Raw genomic sequence first — 22,522 nt, forward strand, 5'->3', positions numbered from 1 at the left:
AAACAAGTTTGACGGCCTGTTAAACTTCTAAATACTCTGTTTTCTACTTAATTTATGACCCTCCTTTTCAATTTCAGTTCCCAGAAAATTCATTAATTTTTCCTTTTTTTGTAAACACACGTCGATTCAATCGGTTAGTGCAGATTTTCATTAACTGGTACGACCAATTTGTGAAAATGTGATGTTGCTTGCTTGTTAAATAAATGTACTAAGCGTATATTTCAAACAGTTGTTTAATACGAGTGATTGAAATGGCACCAAGAAGTACAACCAAAGACAAAATCTTAGATGTGGCTGAAGGCTTATTTGCTGAGCACGGTTTTAATGACACCTCTTTACGCACTATTACGGGTAAAGCCAATGTCAATCTTGCTTCAGTGAACTACCACTTTGGCGATAAGAAGACTCTGGTTCGTGCCGTATTAAATCGATACTTGGAAGCGTTTATGCCTGCGCTGCAAGATGCTTTAGTGAACTTAAACTTGAACGAAACGTATTCTATGAGTGATGTGTTTGAGTCTTTAAGACAGCCACTAAGAGCACTTAACGATGTAAGGCCAAATGGTACGAGTCGATTTATGTTACTCATCGGTCGAGGGTATACGGATGTGCAAGGTCACTTGCGTTGGTTCATTACAACTCGCTACAGCGAAGTACTGACTCTGTTTACCAGTTCAGTAATGAAAGCCAACCCTAACCTCACTCAAGAACAGTTATTTTGGCGATTGCACTTCACCTTAGGGACTTGTGTTTTCACCATGGCTTCCAGTCAGGCTCTCGTTGAAATCGCAGAGAATGATTACGGTAAGCGAATAGATGCCAAAACAGTGGTCGATATTCTTATTCCATACCTGGCCGCTGGCATGTCAGCAGAAGAATAAAACAATAAAAAGCGAAACATTCACAACCAAAATAGTGAACAAAAGGATCTGAACTATGAGCTCTCTAAGACAAAAATGGGTAAGTGACCCAGCTTTTAAACTCTTTAAAAAAGTACTACCACCACTATCTAGCACCGAGAAAGAAGCGATGGAAGCGGGTAGTGTTTGGTGGGACGGAGAGCTGTTTTCTGGTAAACCAGATTTCACAAAGCTGCACCAATATCCAAAACCTCAGCTGACAGCAGAAGAGCAATCGTTCATGGATAATGAACTTGAAACTCTGCTTGCTATGCTTGACGATCACCAAATCGTAAAAGAAGACCGAGACCTTCCTGAGGAGGTTTGGAACTTCTTACGTAAAGAGCGTTTCTTCTCGCTAATTATTGCGAAAGAGTACGGCGGTCGTGAATTTTCAGCACACGCGAACTCGACTATCGTAACTAAGATTGCGACTCGTAGTATCAGTACTGCGGTTTCAGTCATGGTTCCAAACTCTCTTGGTCCAGGTGAGCTGCTGTCTCACTACGGTACTCAAGACCAAAAAGACTACTGGCTACCACGTCTTGCTGACGGTACCGATATCCCATGTTTTGCATTAACAGGCCCTGAAGCCGGTTCTGATGCGGGTGGTATCCCTGATGTCGGCACTGTGTGTATGGGAATGCACGAAGGTAAAGAGACGTTAGGTATTAAGCTTAACTGGAACAAACGCTACATTACACTAGCACCAGTAGCGACTGTTCTTGGTCTGGCTTTCAAACTGCACGATCCTGAGAAACTACTTGGTGACAAGGAAGACATTGGTATCACTTGTGCATTAATCCCAGCTGATCATGAAGGTGTTGTGATTGGTGAGCGTCATGACCCACTTGGTCTTGCATTCATGAATGGTCCAACACGTGGTCACGATGTATTTATTCCTATGGAATGGCTAATCGGTGGCGCAGATTACGCAGGTAAAGGCTGGCGTATGCTGGTGGAATGTCTGTCTGCGGGGCGTGGTATCTCATTACCAGCGCTTGGCACGGCGATGGGCCACCTAACAGCGAAAACTACCGGTGCGTACGCTTATGTTCGTAAGCAGTTTGGTATGTCGATTGGTAAATTTGAAGGTGTTGCTGAGAGCCTAGGCCGTATTGGTGGCTTAACATACCTACTTGAAGCAACTCGTACACTGACAACCACTTCACTTGATATGAAAGAGAAGCCGGGTATCGTAACGGCTATCGCGAAATATCACATGACAGAAATGGCGCGTACGATTCTGAATGATTCGATGGATATCCACTCGGGTCGCGCAATTCAAGATGGCCCGATGAACTACTTGGCAGCGCCGTACCTAGGTATTCCGGTTGCTATCACAGTAGAAGGTGCGAACATCCTGACTCGCAACCTGATGATCTTCGGTCAAGGTGCGACACGTTGTCACCCATACGTGTTAAGCGAAATGGAAGCGGCAGCAAACCCAGATGAGAAGCAAGGTGCGAAGGACTTCGATAACTTGTTGTTCAAGCATATTGGTCACGCGACTAAGAACACGTTTGGTGCGTTCGGTGCGGCATTAACAGGCTCTAAGTTCATTAAAGCAGATATGAGCGGCCCAACGAAGCCTTACTACCAAGACCTGACTCGCTTGAGCCGTGCGCTTGCTGTAAGTGCGGATTTCGCAATGCTTACACTAGGCGGCGAACTTAAACGCAAAGAGCTTATCTCTGCACGTCTAGGTGATGGTCTAAGTTACTTATACATGGCGTCTGCAGCGCTTAAGAAGTATGAAGACGAAGGTCGTCAACAAGCTGACCTAGACTACGTACATTACGCGGTTCAACACTGTTTCCATAACGCGGCGAAATCTCTACAAGAAGCGTACAGAAACTTCCCGAACAAGATGGTTGGTAAAGTACTTAAAGGTCTCGTTTTCCCTGTAGGTAACCACTTTGAAAAACCAAGTGATAACCTAACGGTACAACTGGCTGAAAGCTTGATGACTCCGGGTGCACACCGTGAACGTCTGACTCATCTTTGCTACATCGGTAAAGAAGAAGAGGATAGCGTTGGCCTGATGGAGAACGCGTTCAATGCGATGTACAGCATTAAGCCTCTTGAGCGTAAGATCTTCAAAGCGGTGAAAGAGGGCAAAGTTGCTCGTAAAGGTTTGTTAGAAGATAAACTTGCTCAAGCACTTGCTGCTGATGTACTAACGCAAGAAGAAGTTGACCAGATTGTGGCTGCCGATAAGCTGCGTTACGCTGCGATTCAAGTCGACCACTTCAGTCATGACTTTAGTGAAACTTTGACGCGAAAAGAGTTAAAACCTAAGCTAAATAGCGTTGCTTAGATAACGGAATGATAAAAGGCACCTAATCAGGTGCCTTTTTTGTTTTTGTCGTAGAAGTCGCAATAGACGCGTTAATAAATGGTGACTTAGTCAGCAAATATTCACTGAGTGCTCCAACCACTTGCATTTTCACCACATTTTTACAGAAATTAGATGCCATTTGCGTACGAAACTTTTATCCTTAACCTGATTTTTTAAGGAAGTTGAATATGATCATCAAACCTCGAATTCGCGGATTCATCTGTACTACAACACATCCAGTCGGTTGTGAAGCTAATGTAAAAGAACAAATTGCTTACACAAAAGCTCAAGGCCCAATCGCAAACGCACCTAAACGTGTACTAGTTGTTGGCTCTTCAAGTGGCTACGGCTTGTCTTCACGTATTGCGGCTGCATTTGGTGGCGGCGCTTCAACTATCGGTGTTTTCTTCGAGAAAGCCGGTACTGAGAAAAAGCCGGGCACAGCTGGTTTCTACAACTCAGCAGCGTTCGACAAGCTAGCTAAAGAAGAAGGCCTGTATTCAAAAAGCCTGAACGGCGATGCTTTCTCTAACGAAGCGAAACAGAAAACAATTGATCTGATCAAAGAAGATCTAGGTCAAATCGATATGGTTGTGTACTCACTGGCGTCTCCAGTGCGTAAAATGCCAGAGACTGGCGAAGTGATTCGTTCAGCTCTAAAACCTATCGGTGAAACGTACACATCAACTGCGGTTGATACAAACAAAGACATGATCATCGAAGCAAGTGTTGAGCCTGCATCTGAAGAAGAAATCAAAGACACTGTTACAGTAATGGGCGGTGAAGATTGGGAACTTTGGATCAACGCTCTTTCTGAAGCGGGTGTTCTAGCTGACGGTTGTAAGACTGTTGCTTACAGCTACATCGGCACTGAACTAACGTGGCCAATCTACTGGGATGGCGCACTAGGTAAAGCTAAGATGGATCTAGACCGTGCAGCATCAGCACTGAACGAGAAACTAGGCCAAACTGGCGGCACTGCAAACGTTGCTGTTCTTAAGTCTGTTGTGACTCAAGCAAGTTCTGCAATCCCTGTTATGCCTCTTTACATCGCTATGGTGTTCAAGAAGATGCGTGAAGAAGGTATTCACGAAGGTTGTATGGAACAGATCTTCCGTATGTTCAGCCAACGTCTATACAAAGAAGACGGCAGCGCTCCAGAAGTAGATGAAGTGAACCGTCTACGTCTAGATGATCTTGAGCTTCGCGAAGACATCCAAGATCACTGTCGTAACCTATGGCCTCAAATCACAACTGAGAACTTAAAAGAACTGACTGACTACGTAGAGTACAAAGAAGAGTTCTTGAAGCTATTTGGTTTCGGTGTTGAAGGTGTTGATTACGAAGCTGACGTTAACCCAGCTGTTGAATTTGATGTTGCTGACATCTAATTCAAGTTATCGAATCTAAACGAAATAGGCGCTCATTGAGCGCCTATTTTTTTGTCTGCTATTTGATTAAAGAGATTAAGAGCAGATACGGGATACGAGTAGAGAGATGCGAAGAGATTGAGAGCAGATACGAGTGACGAAATTCGAGATACGAAGAGAGTTAAGAGCAAGAGCGGGGAAGAAGGCTTGAATTGCTTAAAACAGGCCATAAAAAATGCACTAACCCAAAGATGAATTAGTGCATTTAAAATATCTAATCTAAAGCGCTATAACGCTGAATAAACTAGCTAATGATGATGATAAAAGTACCAGCTAAGGTCATTAATATATTGGCTATCGCATAGGTACCTGCATAACCCAGAGCCGGAATGGTTGAGCGAGCATGGTCGTTTACGATGTCCATTGCTGGAGCACAGGTTCGTGCACCGATGATCGCACCAAACAGCAGCGCGCGGTTCATTTTCAGCACGTAAGCGCCAACTAAGTAAGCGAAGAATACCGGTAGCACACTCACCACCAGAGCAATACCAATGACCTGTGGGCCAACTTGGGTTAAGTGCTCAAATATCTTACCACCGGCGCTTAAGCCGATACCGACCATAAAGAACATCAAACCGAGGTCTTTGACCATATTCAACGCACCCTGAGGTACATAACCGAAAGTAGGGTGGTTCGCTCGTAGGAAACCAAGCATGATGCCTGAAAGAAGAAGGCCTACTGCGTTACCTAGTCCAAACGAAACCTGACCGAATGTCATGGTGATCAAACCAAACAAAATACCCAGAATGAAGAAGCTACAGAAGGCCATCAAATCTGCCATTTGACTGTGGATTGAGATGAAACCAATTTTCTCTGCTAGGCCGTGGACACGACTCTTTTCGCCACTCACTTGCAGTACATCACCTTTAGAAAGCACGATGTTTAAGTCCATCGGCATTTCAATCTGAGCACGTACTACGCGGTTAAGGAAACAGCCGTATTCAGACAGGTTTAAGTCAGATAAGCGTTTACCTGCGATGCTGTCACTTTTGACGACAATCTCTTCTTCCACGATACGTAGATCGAGTAGGTTACGGTCGAAAACCTCTTTACCGTTACGGAAGCTTGGGTCTAGACGAGCGTGGCTGTCTGGGAAGCCAACCAATGCGATTTCATCGCCTTCTTGTAGAATTGCATCACCATCTGGGTGGGCAAGAATACCATTACGTCGAATACGTTCGATGTAACAGCCTGTTTGGCGATAGATGCCCAGTTCACGTAGGTTCTTACCATCAGTCCAAGAGATAAGCTCTGGGCCCACACGATAAGCACGAATAATAGGCAGATAAACCTTACGTTGGCCAGAAGCACCCAAACCACGTTCTTGAGCTATCTGCTCGGCCGAGTCGTGTAGGTTTACTTTCTGAAGTTTTGGAATCAGGCGAGCAAACATGATCATGCTGATTAAGCCAACCAAGTAAGCCATCGCGTAACCCACCGATAGGTTCTCGATAATCAGGCTCAAGTCCATGTTTCTTGGCACTTCAGCAAGCCCAGAATTAAGAGCGTCTTGTGCACCTACCAAGATTGGCGTTGCTGTAAGCGCACCTGCCATCATGCCGGCAGATAAGCCGAAGCCAAGGCCAAGGTAATGACTGCTGAAATAGGTGAGGGCAATAGCTGTAGAAAGTACCACAAGGCTCAGAATGAGGTAGTGCTTACCGTCTCTAAAGAAAATACCGAAGAAGTTCGGCCCAGCCTCAATGCCAACACAGTAGATAAACAGCATGAAACCAATGGTTAGCGCATCTGCGTTAAAGGAAAAGCCAAGATGTCCCATAACGAGGGAAGTAATCAGAACACCGATTGAATTGCCGAGTTGGAGACTACCGAAACGAATTTTACCAATGGCTAATCCAATCGATAAAACAACAAAGATGAGGAGAATGGGGTTTTGTTCTAACAGAAAAACAACGTCGATATTCACAGTGGTCGCTCAATAATTGGCGTGAAACACAGGGTAAGTTTGAGAGGTGAATTGTATCTAAATATAAATAAATTATAAGCGATATTTTGCTATTTTACTTGATTTTGACCTTATTCCTATTCCGTACGAAAACTGGTCATAAAAAAAGCCCGCTACAGTGAGCGGGCTTCTTATAAGTCGTACAGTCTAACGCTAAAATTGGTCAGCTGTTTAAGGCTATAACCTTAGATCTCTTAAGAGAAATCTTCGCTTAGTCGAAAAGACCTAGGTTTTCTTTTGCGTATGCTTCAAATTCTGTGCAGCCGCCGATGTGGTCTTGATCGATGAAGATTTGTGGAACTGTGTCTACTGGCTTACCCACTGTTTTCTCTAGGTCAGCTTTGCTGATACCTTCAGCGTGAATGTCAACGTAACGGTAGTTGAAGTCATCACGTTTAGCTTTAAGAGTTTCAGCATGCTCTTTTGCACGAACACAGAATGGGCAAGCAGGGCGACCAAAAATAACTACAAACATTTAATTTCTCCTAAATACGGGATGAGGCTCGTTAACTCATTTATGTTAACTATTCTTTTATGAATGCCACTCAAAATTTCTTAAAACCAACTATGCCTCAATGCCATGGGGAAATAAAGATGGAATTGCCTCTTAATACAATAGGTTTTGCCTATCAGAGCAAATAATGGTCACAAAAAGGATCCATGCTGATTTCTGATGGGTATCTAGATTGATTACCCTTAATTTAAGAGTGTGAATTACCCCTAAGAATACGACTTTAATTCATCTTTAATGCGACAAGTTGCACCTCGTCAAAAAAAGCTCATACAGAACGAGGCATCTTAATACTGATGCACGATATAAAGGCTAAATTCCAACAACCAAGAGTTCGCAGTTTTGTTCGGTCATAGGCGCAGGAGGCACCATGTTTCAATTTATGACATCTACAAAGATCATCTTTGGTGATGGAGCACTTTCCGCTTCATTGTCTCTCTTTAATCAATATGGCTACAGCGTGCTATTGGTTACTGGTAATACATTGGAGCGCACCTCAATTGTTACTGACTATCTAGATGCACAGAGCATGCGTTATCAGCACATTGCCGTATCGGGCGAACCCAATATCAAAATGGTCGAGGAGGCTGCCACGTCTGCACGTCGATTTAAGCCAGATATGGTGGTCGCAATGGGCGGCGGCAGTGCCATCGATATGGGGAAAGCGCTAGCTGCTGTTTTACCTAACCAAGGCAACTTATACGATTATGTTGAAGTTGTCGGACGTAATGTTCCTCTTAAAACTAAACCGCTTCCATTCATCGCTATTCCTACCACGGCCAGTACCGGCGCCGAGGTAACTAAAAATGCGGTGCTTAAATCAGGCCAAGACCAAGTTAAGATCAGCCTTAGAAGTCCAGATATGTTGGCTGACGTTGCGATTGTCGACCCAACCCTAACTCATGGAACTAATCTGTATTTATCTGGGCGAGGTGCGATGGATGCCTTTACTCATCTAATGGAAGCCTACGTGTGTGGCGAACCGAACCCACTGACCGATATGATCTGCGAAGAAGGATTACGTAAGCTGAGTAGTTCGGTAATTCAGGCGTGTATTTATAATGAACCTCAAGCGCGTTCTGATCTCGCTTTTGCTTCAATGCTTGGTGGAATGGCAATCACTAATGCAAAGCTTGGTGCTGCACACGGATTAGCTTCTGCATTAGGCGGTAAGATTTCTGCGCCTCACAGTGTGATTACCGCGCGTTTAGCGCCATTTGTGATGTTAGAGAACATAGCGGTAGCGAAAGAGCACCAAAGAAGCGATATCCTAGTGCGTTATCAACGAATCGCTCAGATAGTCACGGGGAACGTCAAGGCGAAAGAAGAAGAGGCAATTTCTTGGTTATCTGAAGTGTTAGATACACTTAAGTTACCCAACTTGTTGGGATTTGGTGTTTGTGAAGCCCAGTTTGATGAGGTATCTGCAGATGCGTTGAAGTCAGTTGCGATAAAAGGAAACCCTCTACCGTTGAATCAAGAGAGGCTAGTTCATATTTTAGAGCAGGTTTGTCAAGAGTGCAGTTGCGGCAGTGATTACCGTGAGATAGCGCTACTGAATCAGGATGAACTTATCAACCAGCCTCAAACTGCGGAATCGAGTTTTACCATTATCAACTCTTATGCCTCTGAGAACAGTGTGGTTGAGAAGGGAAATAGTTGGACTATCTAGCTGTATTCAATCGTATCAAAAGACAAATAAAAACGGAGCGCTAGGCTCCGTTTTCTAATTCAATTTTTCCTGGTCATGTCTTAACAGACTAGAACTGAGAGTATTTTTCCTAGAACTGAGAGTATTTTTCGTAACGTGAATCACGAAGCGACTCTTTCACTCGTTTTAGGTTCTCTCTGAAACCAGAACCGCGACGCAGTGTAAAGCCAGTCGCTAACACATCAATAACCGTCATTTGAACAACACGGCTTGCCATTGGCATATAAACGTCAGTGTCTTCCGGTACATCCAATGAGATAGAAAGCGAGCTTGCTTTATCTAATGGAGAGTCCTTCGCTGTGATAGCAATAACGGTTGCGCCGTTTTCACGAGCTAGGTTCGCAATCTCAACTTGGCTCTTAGTGCGACCAGTGTGAGAGATAAGAACGATAACGTCGTTATCACTGCAGTTAATGCAGCTCATTCGTTGCATCACGATGTCTTCGAAACAAGTGATTGGGATATTAAAACGAATAAACTTGTTTTGAGCGTCTTTTGCTACGGCAGAAGAGGCACCCAGTCCGAAGAACGAGATGCGTTTTGCTTGAGTCAGCAAGTCGACCGCACGGTTTACTTGCATCGCATCTAGACTGTTTTTAGCAACGTCTAGACATGCCATAGTCGATTCGAAAATCTTATGCGTATAAGCATCTGGACCATCGTCTTCTTCAACGTTACGGTTCACGTAAGGTGTACCGTTCGCCAAGCTTTGAGCTAGGTGAAGTTTGAAGTCAGGGAAGCCCTTAGTGTCTAAACGACGACAGAAGCGGTTAACTGTAGGCTCACTTACGTCAGCCATCTTAGCTAAGGTAGCAATGCTAGAATGGATTGCAGTTTGAGGGGAAGCCATGATTACTTCGGCTACCTTACGCTCAGACTTGCTGAAATTTTCCAGGTTTTTTTGTATTTTTTCTAATGTATTCATAGTGTTCACAAGGGTATAGAGAACAACTTGCCAGTTAATATCTTTTACCAGGGGGTATGGCTGAAACAAATATCAATAATCACAAAACCAAACTTAATTCAGTATCGTAAATACTGCTGCTTCAAATAGATATCAAGCTAACTAGCACCATAGAGTCAGTATAAACCCAACATACTATTTACTAATACAAAAACACGGCATGAATGCTTAAGAATATGACAAACCTCAACAAAATTTTAGAAAAGTACAGAATTGGAAGAGGGTTTGAGCAAAAAGAATGCAAATTGAGTATGAACTGACAGCTTAGTTACATCAAAAAGAAAGAAATTTTCAATTTGATGCAACTAAAATTGAATGGCTATGCGTTGATTTGCGTAACCAACTTGGTGATTTTACCCATCAAGTTAGGCGCTAGTTTAGAGATTTCGCGTTGTTCTTCAAGCACTGAAGAAAGTATCTCATTGCCTGTTAGTGGGTTAGCTAACACCACGCGGAAAACAATGATTGGCTGGTGTGCCCATGTTTCAGGATTTAAGCGAGTACGTGACACAAAAGATTTGCCGGTTTCACGCTGCTTCTTCTGAATAAACTTAGTAAGTTCGTTAAGCAACTCGTTCAGCTGCATGCGTTGTTCAGGCTCGGCTTTAAGTAGCGCAGCTTTAACTGATTCAGGTACATAACGATAAGTCAGCAGGCAAAGCTCTGGCTCTGATACTAACTCAAAATCGCTTTGCTGTTTAATCAGATCGGCAAAGTAACGCGCTTTGTTGATGCTTTGGTCGATCAACAGCTCATAACCTGGGCGGCTAATGATGTGCATAGCTGCGTAAACCAACATCGCCATGCCTGAACGTGAGCCTTCTAATGTATGACTACCTAAGTCTTTAGAACCTTTACGTAGGATGTATTGAGCATGATGCTCAATCGCTGTCATCGCATCTGGCTTCTTAAATAGAACCATTCCTGCACCCATAGGGATGTAAAGCTGTTTGTGCGCATCGATGGTGACAGAGTCAGCCAATTCGATACCATCAAGCAGATGACGATGATTGTTAGACATCAAGGTTGCACCGCCCCAAGCAGCATCCACATGGAAGTGACAATCTGATTCGGCACACACCTCAGCAATGTCTCTTAGCGGGTCGATATTACCGGTTTCGGTTGTACCAGCTACACCAATGACGGCGAAAGGTTTGATCTTGTTCTGTTTGAGCTGCTCAATCTTGAGTCGGAGATCATCCGTACAAATACGGTTGTCGTTATCCGTTTTAACAGACACTAGACCTTCTTGACCAATACCAAGGACATCCGCGGCTTTTTTCAGAGAGTAGTGACCACGTTCAGAGACTAAGATGGCTAGGCCTTCGTAGTCGTAGTGCTTCATGGCTTTAAACAAGCCTTCTTTTTCCACACCTTTGAACGAACCTTGCGCTTTTAGTGCGTTGTTACGTGCAACCCAAAGCGCAGTAATGTTCGCGATGGTACCACCAGAACAAAACGCACCTAAAGAGTGGTTTGCACTGTGCATCCAACGTGAATAAAACTGGTCACTATCTTGATAAATCAGGCGATGTAACATACCCAGAACTTGACGTTCTAGGGGAGTGAAAGCTTTTGAAGTCTCGATTTTTACTAGATTCTGATTCAACGCAATCATGATTTTAGAAAGCGGCATCAGGAAGTACGGCAAAGCAGAGGTCATGTGGCCAATGAAACTTGGCGAAGACGTGTGAACCGAATGAGACACAAGAGAATCGAGGAGATGCTCAGTATGTTCAGAAACAAACTCAGGCTGCTCTGGGATATGAGCATTTGAAAAATCTTTCTCAATTTCACGCAGTGGCTTTTCTTCAGCCACAATGTGTTCACGTAAGAATTGATTCAGGTTTCGTGAAAGTTTGTCTTCAATTTGAGTGAGTGTTGAATCTGGGCCTTCAGGTACCGTGAAGATACGTAGAAGACTGTCGAAGCTAACATCTGCTGTTTTTTGTTCCGTAACCATAGCAAGCGAGTTATTTTTCTAATATTGACGCGAGCGGGACAATCTAAACGAAAACGGGAACAATGTCCCGTCTTAATTATGAAATCCAACTTCTCAAAAAAGCCTATTAAATGAGGGGTTATTTACACTTAATCGCTTCTAGTTTACTAATCGACTGGTTGTAGCGCTGCAGCGCTGAGTCGATTTGTTTAGGGTGACTAAGCAGCTCTGCAAAGGCCGAACGTAGCTCGTAGTTTTGAGCGTGAGGCGTTGATTGGCGGTCGTCGAACGTTGTTTTCGCGATTTTACCAAGCTCATCATCACGTGTGGATAGCGTTTTAATATCGTGCTGTTCTAGTTGCAACCAACCTTCTACAGGTTGCTCTGTTGCCACTTTACTTGAATCGTTCACAAGGTAGTAGTTAACCGCAGCACGATTAAGCTCGAAGTGGTGCTTACGGCCTTCTAGGAACCACTCACTGACTTCTGTTAGTTCTGGATATTGCTCAGAGGTTAATGCAGCAAGGTCGGCATACCAATTCAAAGAAGCGTTGATGTACGCATCATATTTTTTTGCTTGGCACTGGTTTGTCTCAGACATTGAATCTGCTGCAAAAGAGAAAGTAGAAGTTGAAGCTAGCAGTAATGCGACGCAAAGGCGTTTCATAGTGGTTCCTTTTGTAAGTTTATTCTTTTTATAACTTTGTCGTTACAGGTTACCGTGATCGTTATTTGTTGAGCAATGACACTTAGTGTCTTTTTATTTCGATAACTGTATCGGTGTCTTGGGCATTGGTATTCGAGTTGCATTCTAATCTAAAACAAACGCTATTCCTGCGATCTAGTTAGCAAGAGATACAAAGAACAACATCAATATCGGAACAAGCAAGCTTAGGATAAAGCCACTGACGATAGCGATAGGCACACATCGGACGCCACCTGTTGTTTGAATGACCGGTAGGGTGAAGTCCATCGCCGTAGCACCAGCATAACCAATGGAAGTGCATGGATAGCTGCGAATCAGTACTGGAATCAGTACCAAGGCAACCAACTCTCTTAATAGCTCAAGCATGAAAGATGCGCCGCCATAGACTGGGCCAAAGGCGTCACCCATCAAGATACCTGCCAGAGAGTACCAGCCAAATCCAGAAGACATAGCTAGGGCTTTGAAAAGAGGAATATCAAGAATGTAAGCCGCGATCACACCGCCTAACATTGAGGTAGTGATAATCGTGATTGCGATGAACATGCCATGTTTGTTGAGCAGGATCTGACGAAGTGTCAGCCCGCTATTACGCAGTTGAATACCGATAAAGAAGAGAAGAACAAACAGAATCCATTCGCTTGCGGTATCAACCCAATCAAGGCTAATAGGCATTACTAAACCAGCGATAAGGCCTGAACCCACCACAAGGATCAGCTTGGCAGACTCCATTGCCATAGAAGATAGGGGCAGTTTCTTGTTACTGCTGTCAGTCTTGAGTGGCAGTAACTTATCAATAGCGGGCAGAGCCATCAGGTTACAAACGCTTAAGCAGACAAAGAAAGTAGCGGTATAAAGAAGGATTGTCTGCAGGTTACTGCCCAGATTATCAAGAGCGGCTAAGCTTAACCCCATTAATGCGAGAATCACGTAGATCAACCGCGATGTTGAGCGGTTGATGAATTCGAGCGTTTGAGTGTTTGAAATAGAAAAAAGATACCCCACGACGAGTGGCGCAAATATAAAGATCATCCCTGTAAACATGCTTTCCTCGTTGCATTTATTTCATATTACATTTACTTGTAATTTAACAGTGACTTAGAAGCCGCTAGTATTGATCACGTCGCTTAGCTTTGCATTAAAATCACGTTTGCTCAAGTTGCTTAATTTATAAAGCACCTCTGCACCCGTCACGTTAAGTTCAACTTCGTGATCATCGATGTTCTCGTCCTTGTTTCTGAACATCAGCAGGTGGTTAGCGATTCGAGCGATATCCAAGTAAGACACTTCACGCTGTTCATGGCTATTGATGGTATTGCTACACACATCAATAAAGTCGCTGTCGAAACCCCAACGGTTAAGTACCAATTTACTGGTCGCAGAGCACTGGCCTTGGAATATTTGTAGGGCGATATTGTGGTCTAGGTAATTGCCGTTCTCAAGGTAAAGGTGGTATTCGCTAACCAAGCAGAACAAGCCAATGTCAGCGAGTAATCCAACAAGCAGTGACTTCTCATGTTCAAGGTAGCGGTATTCAATAGGGGAGAGCTCTTTGAAGCCGTTGGTAACTAATACCATGGTTGCGCCTAGCTCTTTTGACACAGAAGCACTCTGAACCAATAACTCATTACACTCTTTACTTAGGTTGACTGAATGCTTGAGTTGTTCAATAGCCTGAGCCGTAACGATGTCACGCACTCTTAATATACCAAGGCGTGATACGGCCGTCATAATATCGACACAAGTAATGTTGCGCCTGTTGAAAACAACGGAGTTAGCTACGCGAATGACGATAGCTGTGAGGCCTGGATCTTCGAGTAAGCACTCGGCAACTTCGGCAATTCCGGTTGAGTCTAGGGTACAAAGCTTTTGAATTTTCAGTACAACGTTAGGGATAGGAGGAAGTGTTATTTTTCCCGCTGAGATAGAATGGCCAACAAGTTGGGCAAACTCTGATTCTAGACCCTTTAGGAGAAGAGCCTTATTTTGTGGTAGCCAGAAAAACGATAAATGATTCATATAAAAAGTAAAAACATGTATGTTCTTCCATTTTACAAGCCAGGATGCTGGGAGGCAATACTCATCCGACGACATAACCTTTAATAATTTGAAGCGGTGTATCAGTGAGTGTCAAAATTCAAGCATGGTTTGATAGTTTAGTGTGATGTGAATCATGAAAAACCAGAATGCTCAATTGATTGATGTGAACTAAGTCCAGACTTATTTTTCTTTTCGAAGTATGATTTATTTCAAGGTGAAAAACGAAATCATAATATTCACCTAAACAATAAATAGATAAAAATTTTTCGCATAAAAAGCTGCTTGTCTGGTGATCAACCTAATCGGGGTAATTTGATTAAGGATCAACGGATATGACCGAGACAGCATTTATTAATTACGTGAATCAATTTGGTGAGCATCAAAAACGTTCTATGTTTGGAGGTATTGGCCTCTTTCAAAATGACGCTATGTTCGCTTTATTGAGTGAAGGTTGTTTATTCATTAGAGGTGGAAAGTCATTAGATAAGAAACTGACCGATCTTGATTGTGAAAAGTATCGTCATGTAAAAAAACAGACAACAGCAACCGTAAACTACTACGATATTACTGATCTGTTTACCTGTGAACATCCTGAATTGGATTGTATTATTCGTACTTCAATCGATAATTCAATTCAGCAGCGTAGCTTCAAGAAGTCATCAGCTAGCCGTAGATTAAGAGATCTACCAAACATGCAACTTACATTAGAGCGCATGGTTAAAAAGGCGGGCGTGGATGATGTTTCAATGTTTATGCAGTTGGGCGCGCCTGAAGTGTTTAATAAGGTTCGCGAAGCGTACGGAAACGATGTTGACCTAAAACTACTTTGGAAATTTGCGGGTGCAATTGATGGTATTCACTGGAAACTATTACAAGAGCCACGCAAGCAGCAATTACTAAAGAGCTGCCACTAAAGAAGTTTGCCTTATATGCTTAAGATTACTGTTAATAAATAAAAACCGAGGAATGTCCTCGGTTTTTTGTTTTTGTCTTAGCTAGTTTGAGAGGCTAAGTGCTCATTAAGAGCTAGCTGGGCTTTAAGTATTAGTACTTGAAGCGAGCAGTGAACATAAGTTGGTCACCGTAGAAGTCGTTAATACGAGCTTCAGCGCCTAGAGAGAATAGCTCTGTAGAGTGGAAACGCGCGTAAACAGAACCTGTCCAATCATCGTTGTCATCGATAGAAACGTAACCACCTTTACCACCAACTTCTAGTTGTGGACCAAGCCATTGACGAACACCAATGTTGATTTCCATACCGATATCAGTAGAGCTTGAGTTCTCAGGCTGAACGATACGAGCTAGCATTTCACCTGTTAGGTCTGCCCAGTTATTTAACGGAGCGTGGAAACCAAGACCTACAGCAGAGTCGTAATCACCTTCAAATTCAGAGTCGATACGAGCTATAGCGTGAGCGTTCGGGTGAATTGACTTACTGAACGCGCCACCAAATGTTACTGGGCTAGCACCGATACGTGCTTCAAAGTAATCATAGTTAAAGTTGCTCATTACTTGTGGTTGTTCATCAACAGCTAGTGCTTGACCAGAAGCCAATAGCATAGCGGTAGTAAGTAGAATTTTGCGCATAACGACCGTAAACCTATATATAGTTAGTGTTAATTCCTTTGGTTTGAGACAAATCGGCAAACCATAAACATTGAGACAGTTTAATCTAACTCACGGAAAAGTAATCCTTTAAAATGTAAATCCTTACTCATTTAGTTAAAAAATAAGCAAATTAAGGATCAGTCTGCAACGGAGATCTCATGTTTTAGGGCGAATAAGGAAAATAGACGAGCAAATTATCCAAAATTTATATGTATTTGGACGGTTCTTATATCGGATGCTGCTTTTCTCAGTGTCTATTAACTATTCAGTGCTATTCACCAAAGCTGGTGCGTTTATCCGCCATTGAAGTCAGTATGCGCTCGGTATCTAAGATGGAAGTCCAGTTAAGCAATTGCTTGTCGTTGGCAATGACATAGTCAGTCAATTGTTGAGTAATCGTGTCTCTGAGTTGGTCACCTTGCCAAGGTTTTGAAATATAGAAATCAAGTGCAGCGTTATTAATGGCTGTGACGGTATCTTCCAGCCCAGCTTGCCCGGTGAGCAGCAGTTTACGTGTTGGCTTAGTCGCGTCGTGTTGGTTGAGTTCGATCAGAAAATCGATGCCTGTCTTTTCTGGCATGATGTGGTCACACAAGATCAAAGCGAGCTTAATACCATCTTGTCCCATTTCTTTAATGACTTGTTTAGCTTCGGCAACCGATTCTGCACCTTCCACGATAAAGTCCTCTTCAAATACAGCTAAGTCTTGAAGGACACTGTTGAGGACCTCAGGTTCATCATCGACACATAAAAGTAAGTACTTATTCATGAGGTGCTCCTTCTTGTTTGAATGGAAGCCACACTTGCATGTGAGTATGGCTACCTACCTCAGACTCAACCAAAATAAACCCTTGATGAGCCGAAACGATTTGTTGTGAAATGGATAACCCAATCCCTAAACCAAAGTTGCCTTCTTTTTTGGTCGTGAAATTTGGGTTGAAAATGGTGTTGATGTCTTCTTTGGCAATCCCGTGGCCAGTATCGGATATTTGCACCACAAGAAACGTGTCGTCGCCTTTTGTCTGTTGAGAGGTAGTAATGGACACTTTTCCTCGTTCGGAAAGGGCGTCAAGTGCATTGGAGATGAGGTTCGTCCACACTTGTTGCAGCGAGAGCGACTGGCACAATAAAGGCGGTAAGTCAGTGTCGTAATGCTTTTCCAGTTGGTGATGTTTGAGCCTGTTTTCAAAGATCACTAAGGTATCTTCAAGCCCTTCGTGGATATCTGTGTAGTGGCGAACTTCTTCATCTTCCCGGGCATAGCTTTTTAGGCTTTTGACCATGTCGGCAATACGCTTGCTGCACACTTGAATTGAGCGGATAGAGTTTCCAACATAGTGGTAATGCTCTAAGTCATTAAGCAGTTCTTTGCCTGCGACAGGGGACTCTTTCAAGGTGTCTAGTACCGAAGAATCTTGACTTAGGTTTAGTCTCACTGCCTTTTTTGCTAAAGCTCGGTCATCAATAGTTGATGTAAGATGTTTTACGAGCTGTCTTTCTTGAGCCGTCGACAGTGGCTTAGCTAACTTTGAATGTGCAAGTACGTCAGTCCCTTTATTGGACTCTGGGACGGATAGGTTTGCCAATATCTGGTCAAGATGTTCTGACAGAGTTTCGATGCTTCTCAATATTGCTGCAATCGGGTTATTCAGCTCATGTGCGACTCCCGCGACAAGCTGACCTAGCATTGCCATTTTTTCCTTCTCTATCAGTTGTTGATGAGCAGACTCGAGTGATTCCAACGTTTGCTGCAGTTTGATCTTATTGGTGATACTTCTTTGTAGGCGCCGGTTAAAGTGACGAAGCAATAGATTAGTAAATAGCGGCAGCAAGGTATTGTTGGAATGCATCACCTGAGCAAAGCTATCTTTATCCAGCTTGATAACGCGTGTTTGCGTTAGGGTTATCGCGGTAGAAAAGGAGGGCTCACCGGTCACGAATGACATCCCGCCGACAATGTTCCCCTTGGAGTGACGTACCACTTCTCGCTGTTGCCCCAACTCATCTTTCTTGTAGAGCGCAGCTTCCCCCTCAATGATTAGCCATAAAAAGCGATTGTCTTCACCTTCAACAGTGAGTAGATGTTCAGGGGAGTAGTTACGGATAGCCTTGTTTTTGTCATCTTTTGAAAATACATCTTGTAAGGCGCTAACGACACGTTCTGCAAGTGCATGATCAGAAAGCTGGTGGTAGTCGTGAATAAAACCCGATTGAAAAGAGTGAATCTTTTGCTCGATGTGGGCTCTGAGTAAGCGCTGTTGATCCAATGCGCCGCTGTAAGACAACAGGTTTTCGGAGTCGTATTGGATAACGAAAGACGTTAGCTCTTTTTGCGCTGATTTGAACAGAACCTGATCTTGAACTGGTTTGGTTAGACAGTGGTTGAGTCGGCCTTCATTCACTGCGGTCAGAATGGATTGAATGTCTGACGAGGCGCTGACTAATATCGTTCTTGCGGTATTACTATGGGGCAGCTGTTCCAGTTCAATAAGAAATTGCACGCCATTAAATTCAGAATGATGATGGGTGATCACCAAGGCAACGGTTTGGTGGTGATCATGGATATCTTCTAATGCTTGGTGCGCGTCTTCTATGTTCTCGGCAGTATAAATATCGAATACAGAAGCTAAGGGAGCCAGCTCCGAACGTATTCTTTCAATGCTAACCGGATTATTGTCCAAGCAGATAACAGCGTATTGATTCACAGTTCAACCTTAGTAGTAGCGACGCTTCTAGCCTAGCAAGAACTGCTCAGTAAGGATGAGAGCTAGCCTTTAATTTACTGAGGCAATTGAAGTATCGAGCAATAGACTGATTTAACTCAATGTTTCTTGTTTGCTACTGATGGGTTAGACTAAAAAAAACAGACTAGTGTAGAAAGAGAACTCATGGAACAGTTAAGAAAAATTGGTGCAATTGGCGGAGCAATCTCATTAGCACTTTGCTGGCCGCTAGCGGTTGGACAAATTGGACAAAATGCGATTACCGATGGCGTTGCAAAGCTTAACAATTCAAGCATTCAAGCTGAGATCGTAGAATACGATAGAGGTTACTTGTCTTCCAACGTAACCACTCGTCTAACTGTGACGGATGAAAACCTGAAAGAGCAACTTGCGATCGATGGCCTGCCGAGTGAGTTTGTCATCAATAGTGCGGTTAGCCACGGTTTGGTGAGCCTAAATGCACTGTCGACGTTTGAGAATACTGATATTCTGCCTCTAACTCTGACAACTAGCACTGAGCTAAACGGCAACACTGACTTTAACTTCGAGTTAAGCCAGTTCAATCATCAAGGCTCTGATGAGAATGGTACTTCGGTATCGATCACTAAATCGAATCTTTCTGGCCATGCTACTGTTTTAGGGCAGGTTGATTACGAGCTTTCTATTCCTTCAGTTCAAATTGATTTCGAAACCGGTGAAGAGGTAACGCTGTCTAACTTGAAAGGTGTTGGTTCAGGCCAACAAGCGAAAGGCTACTGGCTAGGAACCCAGAATTTCACTATCGATAGCTTCTTGGTTTCAGATTCTGCAATGCAGCCATTCATGACCATTGAAAACTCTAAGTACGATTTTGAATCGCACCTAGATGAAGCGACTAAGCGCCTGCGCAGCAATCTTAAACTGGATATCGCAAATATCGAGACCAGTGAAGGTCAGTTGAACAACTTAAACGTTGATTTTGAAATATCGAAATTAGATAGCGAATCATTCGAGAAAATCTTTGAGATTTACCAATCTAATCCAGTGCTGACGCAAGAAGACATCGCAGAGATCATTCCATTTATCGATATCCTGTTTGCTAAAGGCTTTGACCTTTCAATGAACAACATGTCGCTAGAACTAGGCAAGGGTCAATTCGAATCTAAGTGGTTGGTGAGCGTACCGGAAGGGACAGAAAATATCAGCAGCAACCCTTCGATGATCATGCCTGCATTAACGGGCAACGTTCACTCTAGCTTCTCAAATGAGCTTGTTGAAGAATACCCATTCATCCGTGAAGGTATCGATGAATTGCTTGTGATGGAAATGATCAAGCAAACAGAAAGTGGTTATGAAATCAGTGCTGACTTAGAAAATGGAAACCTAGTGTTCGAAAATGGACAAGAAATTCCGCTAATCGCTCTACTTATGCCAGTTTTTGTTCAATAAACTGAGCTAGCTTTGATACTGATAGGGTGATTTAGCAGGTTAAGCTTAAACATTTTATACGGTACAAAACAAAAGAGGTCTTAAGACCTCTTTTGTTGTTTTTATGTTGGGTAAAACATGGTATTACTTGCATAGTTATTATTTAGCAGGAGCAATCATCCCCATGGAACTTACATTAGATAACGTATTCAACTTCAGTGCAGGTCCAGCCGCACTGCCTAAACCTGTAATGAAACAAGCGCAAGCAGACTTTATTGATTGGAATGGTTTAGGGACTTCCGTGATGGAAATTAGCCATCGCAGCAAGGAATTTATTCAAGTTGCTGACGAGTCCGAACAGGACTTACGTGATCTTCTGAACATCCCAGACAATTACAAAGTTCTTTTCTGTCAGGGGGGCGCTCGTGCTCAATTCGCTGCTGTTCCTCTAAACCTTTTAGGTGATGCGACGAAAGCGACTTACATCGATGCAGGTTACTGGGCGGAAAGTGCGGTAACTGAAGCAAGCAAGTACTGTGAGATCGATGTATTCAACGCGAAGACGTCAATTGATGGAAAAGCAGCGGTTGTTCCCGCTAAAGATTGGAAAATCGATCCAGAAGCCGCGTACGTACATTTCTGTCCAAACGAAACCATCGATGGTATTGAAATCAGCGAGCTTCCTCAAACTGATAAGCCAATCGTGGCGGACATGTCATCTAACATTCTGTCTCGTAAGATCGATGTGTCTCAGTACGGTGTTATCTACGCGGGCGCGCAAAAGAATATCGGTCCGGCTGGTATCTGCATCGCTATCGTACGTGATGATTTGCTAGATCTTGCAAATGACGTGTTGCCGAGTATTCTGAACTACAAAGTACTTGCTGAAAAAGACTCAATGTTCAACACACCACCAACGTACGCTTGGTACCTATCAGGCCTTGTGTTCAAGTGGCTGAAAGCTCAAGGTGGTGTTGAAGCGATGGAATTGGTGAACAAAGAGAAAGCAGCGTTGCTTTACAATGCTATCGATAGCTCAGTTTTCTACAAAAACGATGTTCACACTGCAAACCGTTCAAGAATGAACGTACCGTTCCAACTTGCGAAACCTGAGCTAGATGGCAAGTTCTTAGAATTGGCTGACGCTGCGGGTCTGAAATCACTAAAAGGCCATAGAGCTGTAGGTGGCATGAGAGCATCGCTTTACAATGCGATGTCTCTAGAAGGTGTGCAAGCGCTTGTAAGCTTCATGAAAGATTTCGAAGAGAAGTACGCTTAATCTGGTCACACGAGATTAAACCATTCAAAGAGGAGCTATTAGCTCCTCTTTTTCTTTTTTAGCCCTTCAACCACTTCCCAGTAACACTAACTATTTTTTGCTGTTTAAACGAAATTGCTGCGGCGTGACGTTAAAATATGCTCTAAACGTCTTGATGTACGATGAGTCGTTTTGATAACCAACCAGGTCAGCAATTCGTTGAATCGAGAGTTCTTCATCAAGCAAAGATAATGAATAAATCAGTCGAATTTGTTGTCGCCACAGCTGAAATGACGTGTTGAATTCTTTTGAGAATAATCGCGATAATGTTCGTTCCGATGCTCCGACTTTTTCTCCCCATTCTTTGAGTGACAAGTCTAAATTTGGCTCATCAGTGAGGGCTTCAAATATCAACTTCAAACGCCTGTCTTGTGGCAATAACAGCTGAAATGTTTGCACGTTGTCTTTCATTATTTGGTCGTGCAATACGGACAGTAGGCGAGACACTTCTTCATCGCTCACCAAGCCCTCACACTGTCTTCGAATTTCTTGTAATAGCTCATTTAGAAAGGGAGTAAGTGTGATGGTTCGAACTTCGGGCTCATACTCCTTTCCAAAGGCTGGGTTAAGGTAAATACCAACAAACGTGGTATGGCTCAATGCGATAGACTCATGTGAAATACCGGCAGGTACAAATAAAGCCGATGTGTGCGGCACAAGGTGTTGATAGTGTTCTGTTTGAGTCTGTAGCAAACCTTTGAGTGGAAAGATCACTTGATGCCATGTGTGCTGGTGCATCGCATCGATGTAACCTTTCGGCATGTCGATAGTCTTAACGAGCGCGGGCGAATTTGGATTAGCGACCATCATCCTATTGGAGGTGACAACTCCGGTACGAGAATCAATTTGGCGGGTTATAATGGTTAAGTGTCCTTATATCCCTACCTAGACGGGCGACCCTAGGCTATCATGCTCGGCAAAGAGAATGAAGTTGAGTAGCAGTGTCGTTTTATTTCACG

18 protein-coding genes are annotated in these 22,522 nt (G+C 43.4%); 7 read left to right on the forward strand and 11 right to left on the reverse strand.

All coding sequences use genetic code 11. The annotated features are described in order from the left end of the window. Positions 1-251 precede the first annotated feature (251 nt). From psrA to fabV, 3 genes are all read left to right on the forward strand, one after another. Positions 252-881, forward strand: coding sequence for a TetR family transcriptional repressor PsrA (gene psrA, locus L4C44_RS01525; RefSeq protein WP_428804204.1), 630 nt, complete (start codon positions 252-254; stop codon positions 879-881). A gap of 55 nt (positions 882-936) precedes the next feature. Further along, entirely contained in the window at positions 937-3,219 is a 2,283-nt protein-coding gene (locus L4C44_RS01530; protein WP_327783967.1) for an acyl-CoA dehydrogenase, read from the forward strand. A 209-nt stretch (positions 3,220-3,428) separates the two neighbouring features. Further along, a complete protein-coding gene (gene fabV / locus L4C44_RS01535) occupies positions 3,429-4,631 on the forward strand; it encodes an enoyl-ACP reductase FabV (RefSeq protein WP_132763719.1) in 1,203 nt (400 codons plus the stop codon). Positions 4,632-4,914: 283 nt separating this feature from the next. Here the strand turns inward: fabV and L4C44_RS01540 are convergent, their stop codons facing one another. Together L4C44_RS01540 and L4C44_RS01545 are read right to left on the reverse strand one after the other, a co-directional pair. Then, entirely contained in the window at positions 4,915-6,597 is a 1,683-nt protein-coding gene (locus L4C44_RS01540; RefSeq protein ID WP_017630384.1) for an aspartate:alanine antiporter, read from the reverse strand. Positions 6,598-6,847: 250 nt separating this feature from the next. Continuing rightward, positions 6,848-7,111: a GrxA family glutaredoxin gene (locus tag L4C44_RS01545; RefSeq protein ID WP_009847069.1), complete on the reverse strand. Its 264-nt coding sequence runs from the start codon at positions 7,109-7,111 to the stop codon at positions 6,848-6,850. A gap of 406 nt (positions 7,112-7,517) precedes the next feature. Here L4C44_RS01545 and L4C44_RS01550 point away from each other — a divergent pair, with 406 nt between their 5' ends. Then, positions 7,518-8,819, forward strand: coding sequence for an iron-containing alcohol dehydrogenase (locus tag L4C44_RS01550; protein WP_146492364.1), 1,302 nt, complete (start codon positions 7,518-7,520; stop codon positions 8,817-8,819). A 109-nt stretch (positions 8,820-8,928) separates the two neighbouring features. Here L4C44_RS01550 and L4C44_RS01555 read toward each other — a convergent pair whose 3' ends face one another. From L4C44_RS01555 to L4C44_RS01575, 5 genes are all read right to left on the reverse strand, one after another. Further along, positions 8,929-9,783: a MurR/RpiR family transcriptional regulator gene (locus L4C44_RS01555; protein WP_004734686.1), complete on the reverse strand. Its 855-nt coding sequence runs from the start codon at positions 9,781-9,783 to the stop codon at positions 8,929-8,931. Positions 9,784-10,141: 358 nt separating this feature from the next. After that, positions 10,142-11,785 carry a pyridoxal-dependent aspartate 1-decarboxylase PanP gene (gene panP / locus L4C44_RS01560; protein ID WP_146492363.1) on the reverse strand — a complete coding sequence of 548 codons (1,644 nt, stop codon included), beginning with the start codon at positions 11,783-11,785 and terminating at the stop codon, positions 10,142-10,144. Positions 11,786-11,903: 118 nt separating this feature from the next. Continuing rightward, positions 11,904-12,431, reverse strand: coding sequence for a hypothetical protein (locus L4C44_RS01565; RefSeq protein ID WP_428804205.1), 528 nt, complete (start codon positions 12,429-12,431; stop codon positions 11,904-11,906). A gap of 174 nt (positions 12,432-12,605) precedes the next feature. Continuing rightward, entirely contained in the window at positions 12,606-13,511 is a 906-nt protein-coding gene (locus L4C44_RS01570) for a LysO family transporter (RefSeq protein ID WP_146492361.1), read from the reverse strand. Positions 13,512-13,565: 54 nt separating this feature from the next. Further along, positions 13,566-14,486, reverse strand: coding sequence for an HDOD domain-containing protein (locus tag L4C44_RS01575; RefSeq protein WP_285954014.1), 921 nt, complete (start codon positions 14,484-14,486; stop codon positions 13,566-13,568). Between the two features lie 353 nt (positions 14,487-14,839). On the opposite strand from L4C44_RS01575, the gene L4C44_RS01580 reads away from it, so the two are divergent. Next, entirely contained in the window at positions 14,840-15,421 is a 582-nt protein-coding gene (locus L4C44_RS01580) for a TfoX/Sxy family DNA transformation protein (RefSeq protein WP_060982740.1), read from the forward strand. Between the two features lie 130 nt (positions 15,422-15,551). Here L4C44_RS01580 and L4C44_RS01585 read toward each other — a convergent pair whose 3' ends face one another. From L4C44_RS01585 to L4C44_RS01595, 3 genes are all read right to left on the reverse strand, one after another. Continuing rightward, positions 15,552-16,094: a hypothetical protein gene (locus tag L4C44_RS01585; RefSeq protein ID WP_060982739.1), complete on the reverse strand. Its 543-nt coding sequence runs from the start codon at positions 16,092-16,094 to the stop codon at positions 15,552-15,554. A gap of 292 nt (positions 16,095-16,386) precedes the next feature. Then, entirely contained in the window at positions 16,387-16,884 is a 498-nt protein-coding gene (locus L4C44_RS01590) for a response regulator (protein ID WP_285954015.1), read from the reverse strand. Beyond that, a complete protein-coding gene (locus L4C44_RS01595; RefSeq protein ID WP_372384361.1) occupies positions 16,877-18,820 on the reverse strand; it encodes an ATP-binding protein in 1,944 nt (647 codons plus the stop codon). The genes L4C44_RS01590 and L4C44_RS01595 overlap by 8 nt, the downstream gene beginning before the upstream one ends. 183 nt (positions 18,821-19,003) lie before the next feature. Here L4C44_RS01595 and L4C44_RS01600 point away from each other — a divergent pair, with 183 nt between their 5' ends. Together L4C44_RS01600 and serC are read left to right on the forward strand one after the other, a co-directional pair. Further along, positions 19,004-20,266 (forward strand): DUF945 family protein, encoded by a 1,263-nt coding sequence (locus L4C44_RS01600; RefSeq protein ID WP_146492357.1) that lies wholly within the window; start codon positions 19,004-19,006, stop codon positions 20,264-20,266. A gap of 163 nt (positions 20,267-20,429) precedes the next feature. Next, positions 20,430-21,524, forward strand: coding sequence for a 3-phosphoserine/phosphohydroxythreonine transaminase (gene serC / locus L4C44_RS01605; RefSeq protein ID WP_285954017.1), 1,095 nt, complete (start codon positions 20,430-20,432; stop codon positions 21,522-21,524). Positions 21,525-21,614: 90 nt separating this feature from the next. Here serC and L4C44_RS01610 read toward each other — a convergent pair whose 3' ends face one another. Next, positions 21,615-22,424, reverse strand: a complete 810-nt coding sequence (locus L4C44_RS01610) for an AraC family transcriptional regulator (RefSeq protein WP_428804346.1) — start codon at positions 22,422-22,424, stop codon at positions 21,615-21,617. Positions 22,425-22,522 lie beyond the last annotated feature (98 nt).

Source organism: Vibrio satsumensis, from assembly GCF_050337435.1.
GTDB lineage: Bacteria > Pseudomonadota > Gammaproteobacteria > Enterobacterales > Vibrionaceae > Vibrio > Vibrio satsumensis.

What these genes read in the sequence shown, in the direction of transcription:
- L4C44_RS01580 (WP_060982740.1), top strand. Translation starts at nt 14,840, where the DNA reads ATGACCGAGACAGCATTTATTAATTACGTGAATCAATTTGGTGAGCAT.
- panP (WP_146492363.1), bottom strand. Translation starts at nt 11,785, where the DNA reads ATGGTTACGGAACAAAAAACAGCAGATGTTAGCTTCGACAGTCTTCTA.
- L4C44_RS01545 (WP_009847069.1), bottom strand. Translation starts at nt 7,111, where the DNA reads ATGTTTGTAGTTATTTTTGGTCGCCCTGCTTGCCCATTCTGTGTTCGT.
- psrA (WP_428804204.1), top strand. Translation starts at nt 252, where the DNA reads ATGGCACCAAGAAGTACAACCAAAGACAAAATCTTAGATGTGGCTGAA.
- L4C44_RS01530 (WP_327783967.1), top strand. Translation starts at nt 937, where the DNA reads ATGAGCTCTCTAAGACAAAAATGGGTAAGTGACCCAGCTTTTAAACTC.
- L4C44_RS01565 (WP_428804205.1), bottom strand. Translation starts at nt 12,431, where the DNA reads ATGAAACGCCTTTGCGTCGCATTACTGCTAGCTTCAACTTCTACTTTC.
- L4C44_RS01550 (WP_146492364.1), top strand. Translation starts at nt 7,518, where the DNA reads ATGTTTCAATTTATGACATCTACAAAGATCATCTTTGGTGATGGAGCA.
- L4C44_RS01575 (WP_285954014.1), bottom strand. Translation starts at nt 14,486, where the DNA reads ATGAATCATTTATCGTTTTTCTGGCTACCACAAAATAAGGCTCTTCTC.
- L4C44_RS01570 (WP_146492361.1), bottom strand. Translation starts at nt 13,511, where the DNA reads ATGTTTACAGGGATGATCTTTATATTTGCGCCACTCGTCGTGGGGTAT.
- L4C44_RS01555 (WP_004734686.1), bottom strand. Translation starts at nt 9,783, where the DNA reads ATGAATACATTAGAAAAAATACAAAAAAACCTGGAAAATTTCAGCAAG.
- L4C44_RS01600 (WP_146492357.1), top strand. Translation starts at nt 19,004, where the DNA reads ATGGAACAGTTAAGAAAAATTGGTGCAATTGGCGGAGCAATCTCATTA.
- L4C44_RS01585 (WP_060982739.1), bottom strand. Translation starts at nt 16,094, where the DNA reads ATGCGCAAAATTCTACTTACTACCGCTATGCTATTGGCTTCTGGTCAA.
- L4C44_RS01590 (WP_285954015.1), bottom strand. Translation starts at nt 16,884, where the DNA reads ATGAATAAGTACTTACTTTTATGTGTCGATGATGAACCTGAGGTCCTC.
- fabV (WP_132763719.1), top strand. Translation starts at nt 3,429, where the DNA reads ATGATCATCAAACCTCGAATTCGCGGATTCATCTGTACTACAACACAT.
- serC (WP_285954017.1), top strand. Translation starts at nt 20,430, where the DNA reads ATGGAACTTACATTAGATAACGTATTCAACTTCAGTGCAGGTCCAGCC.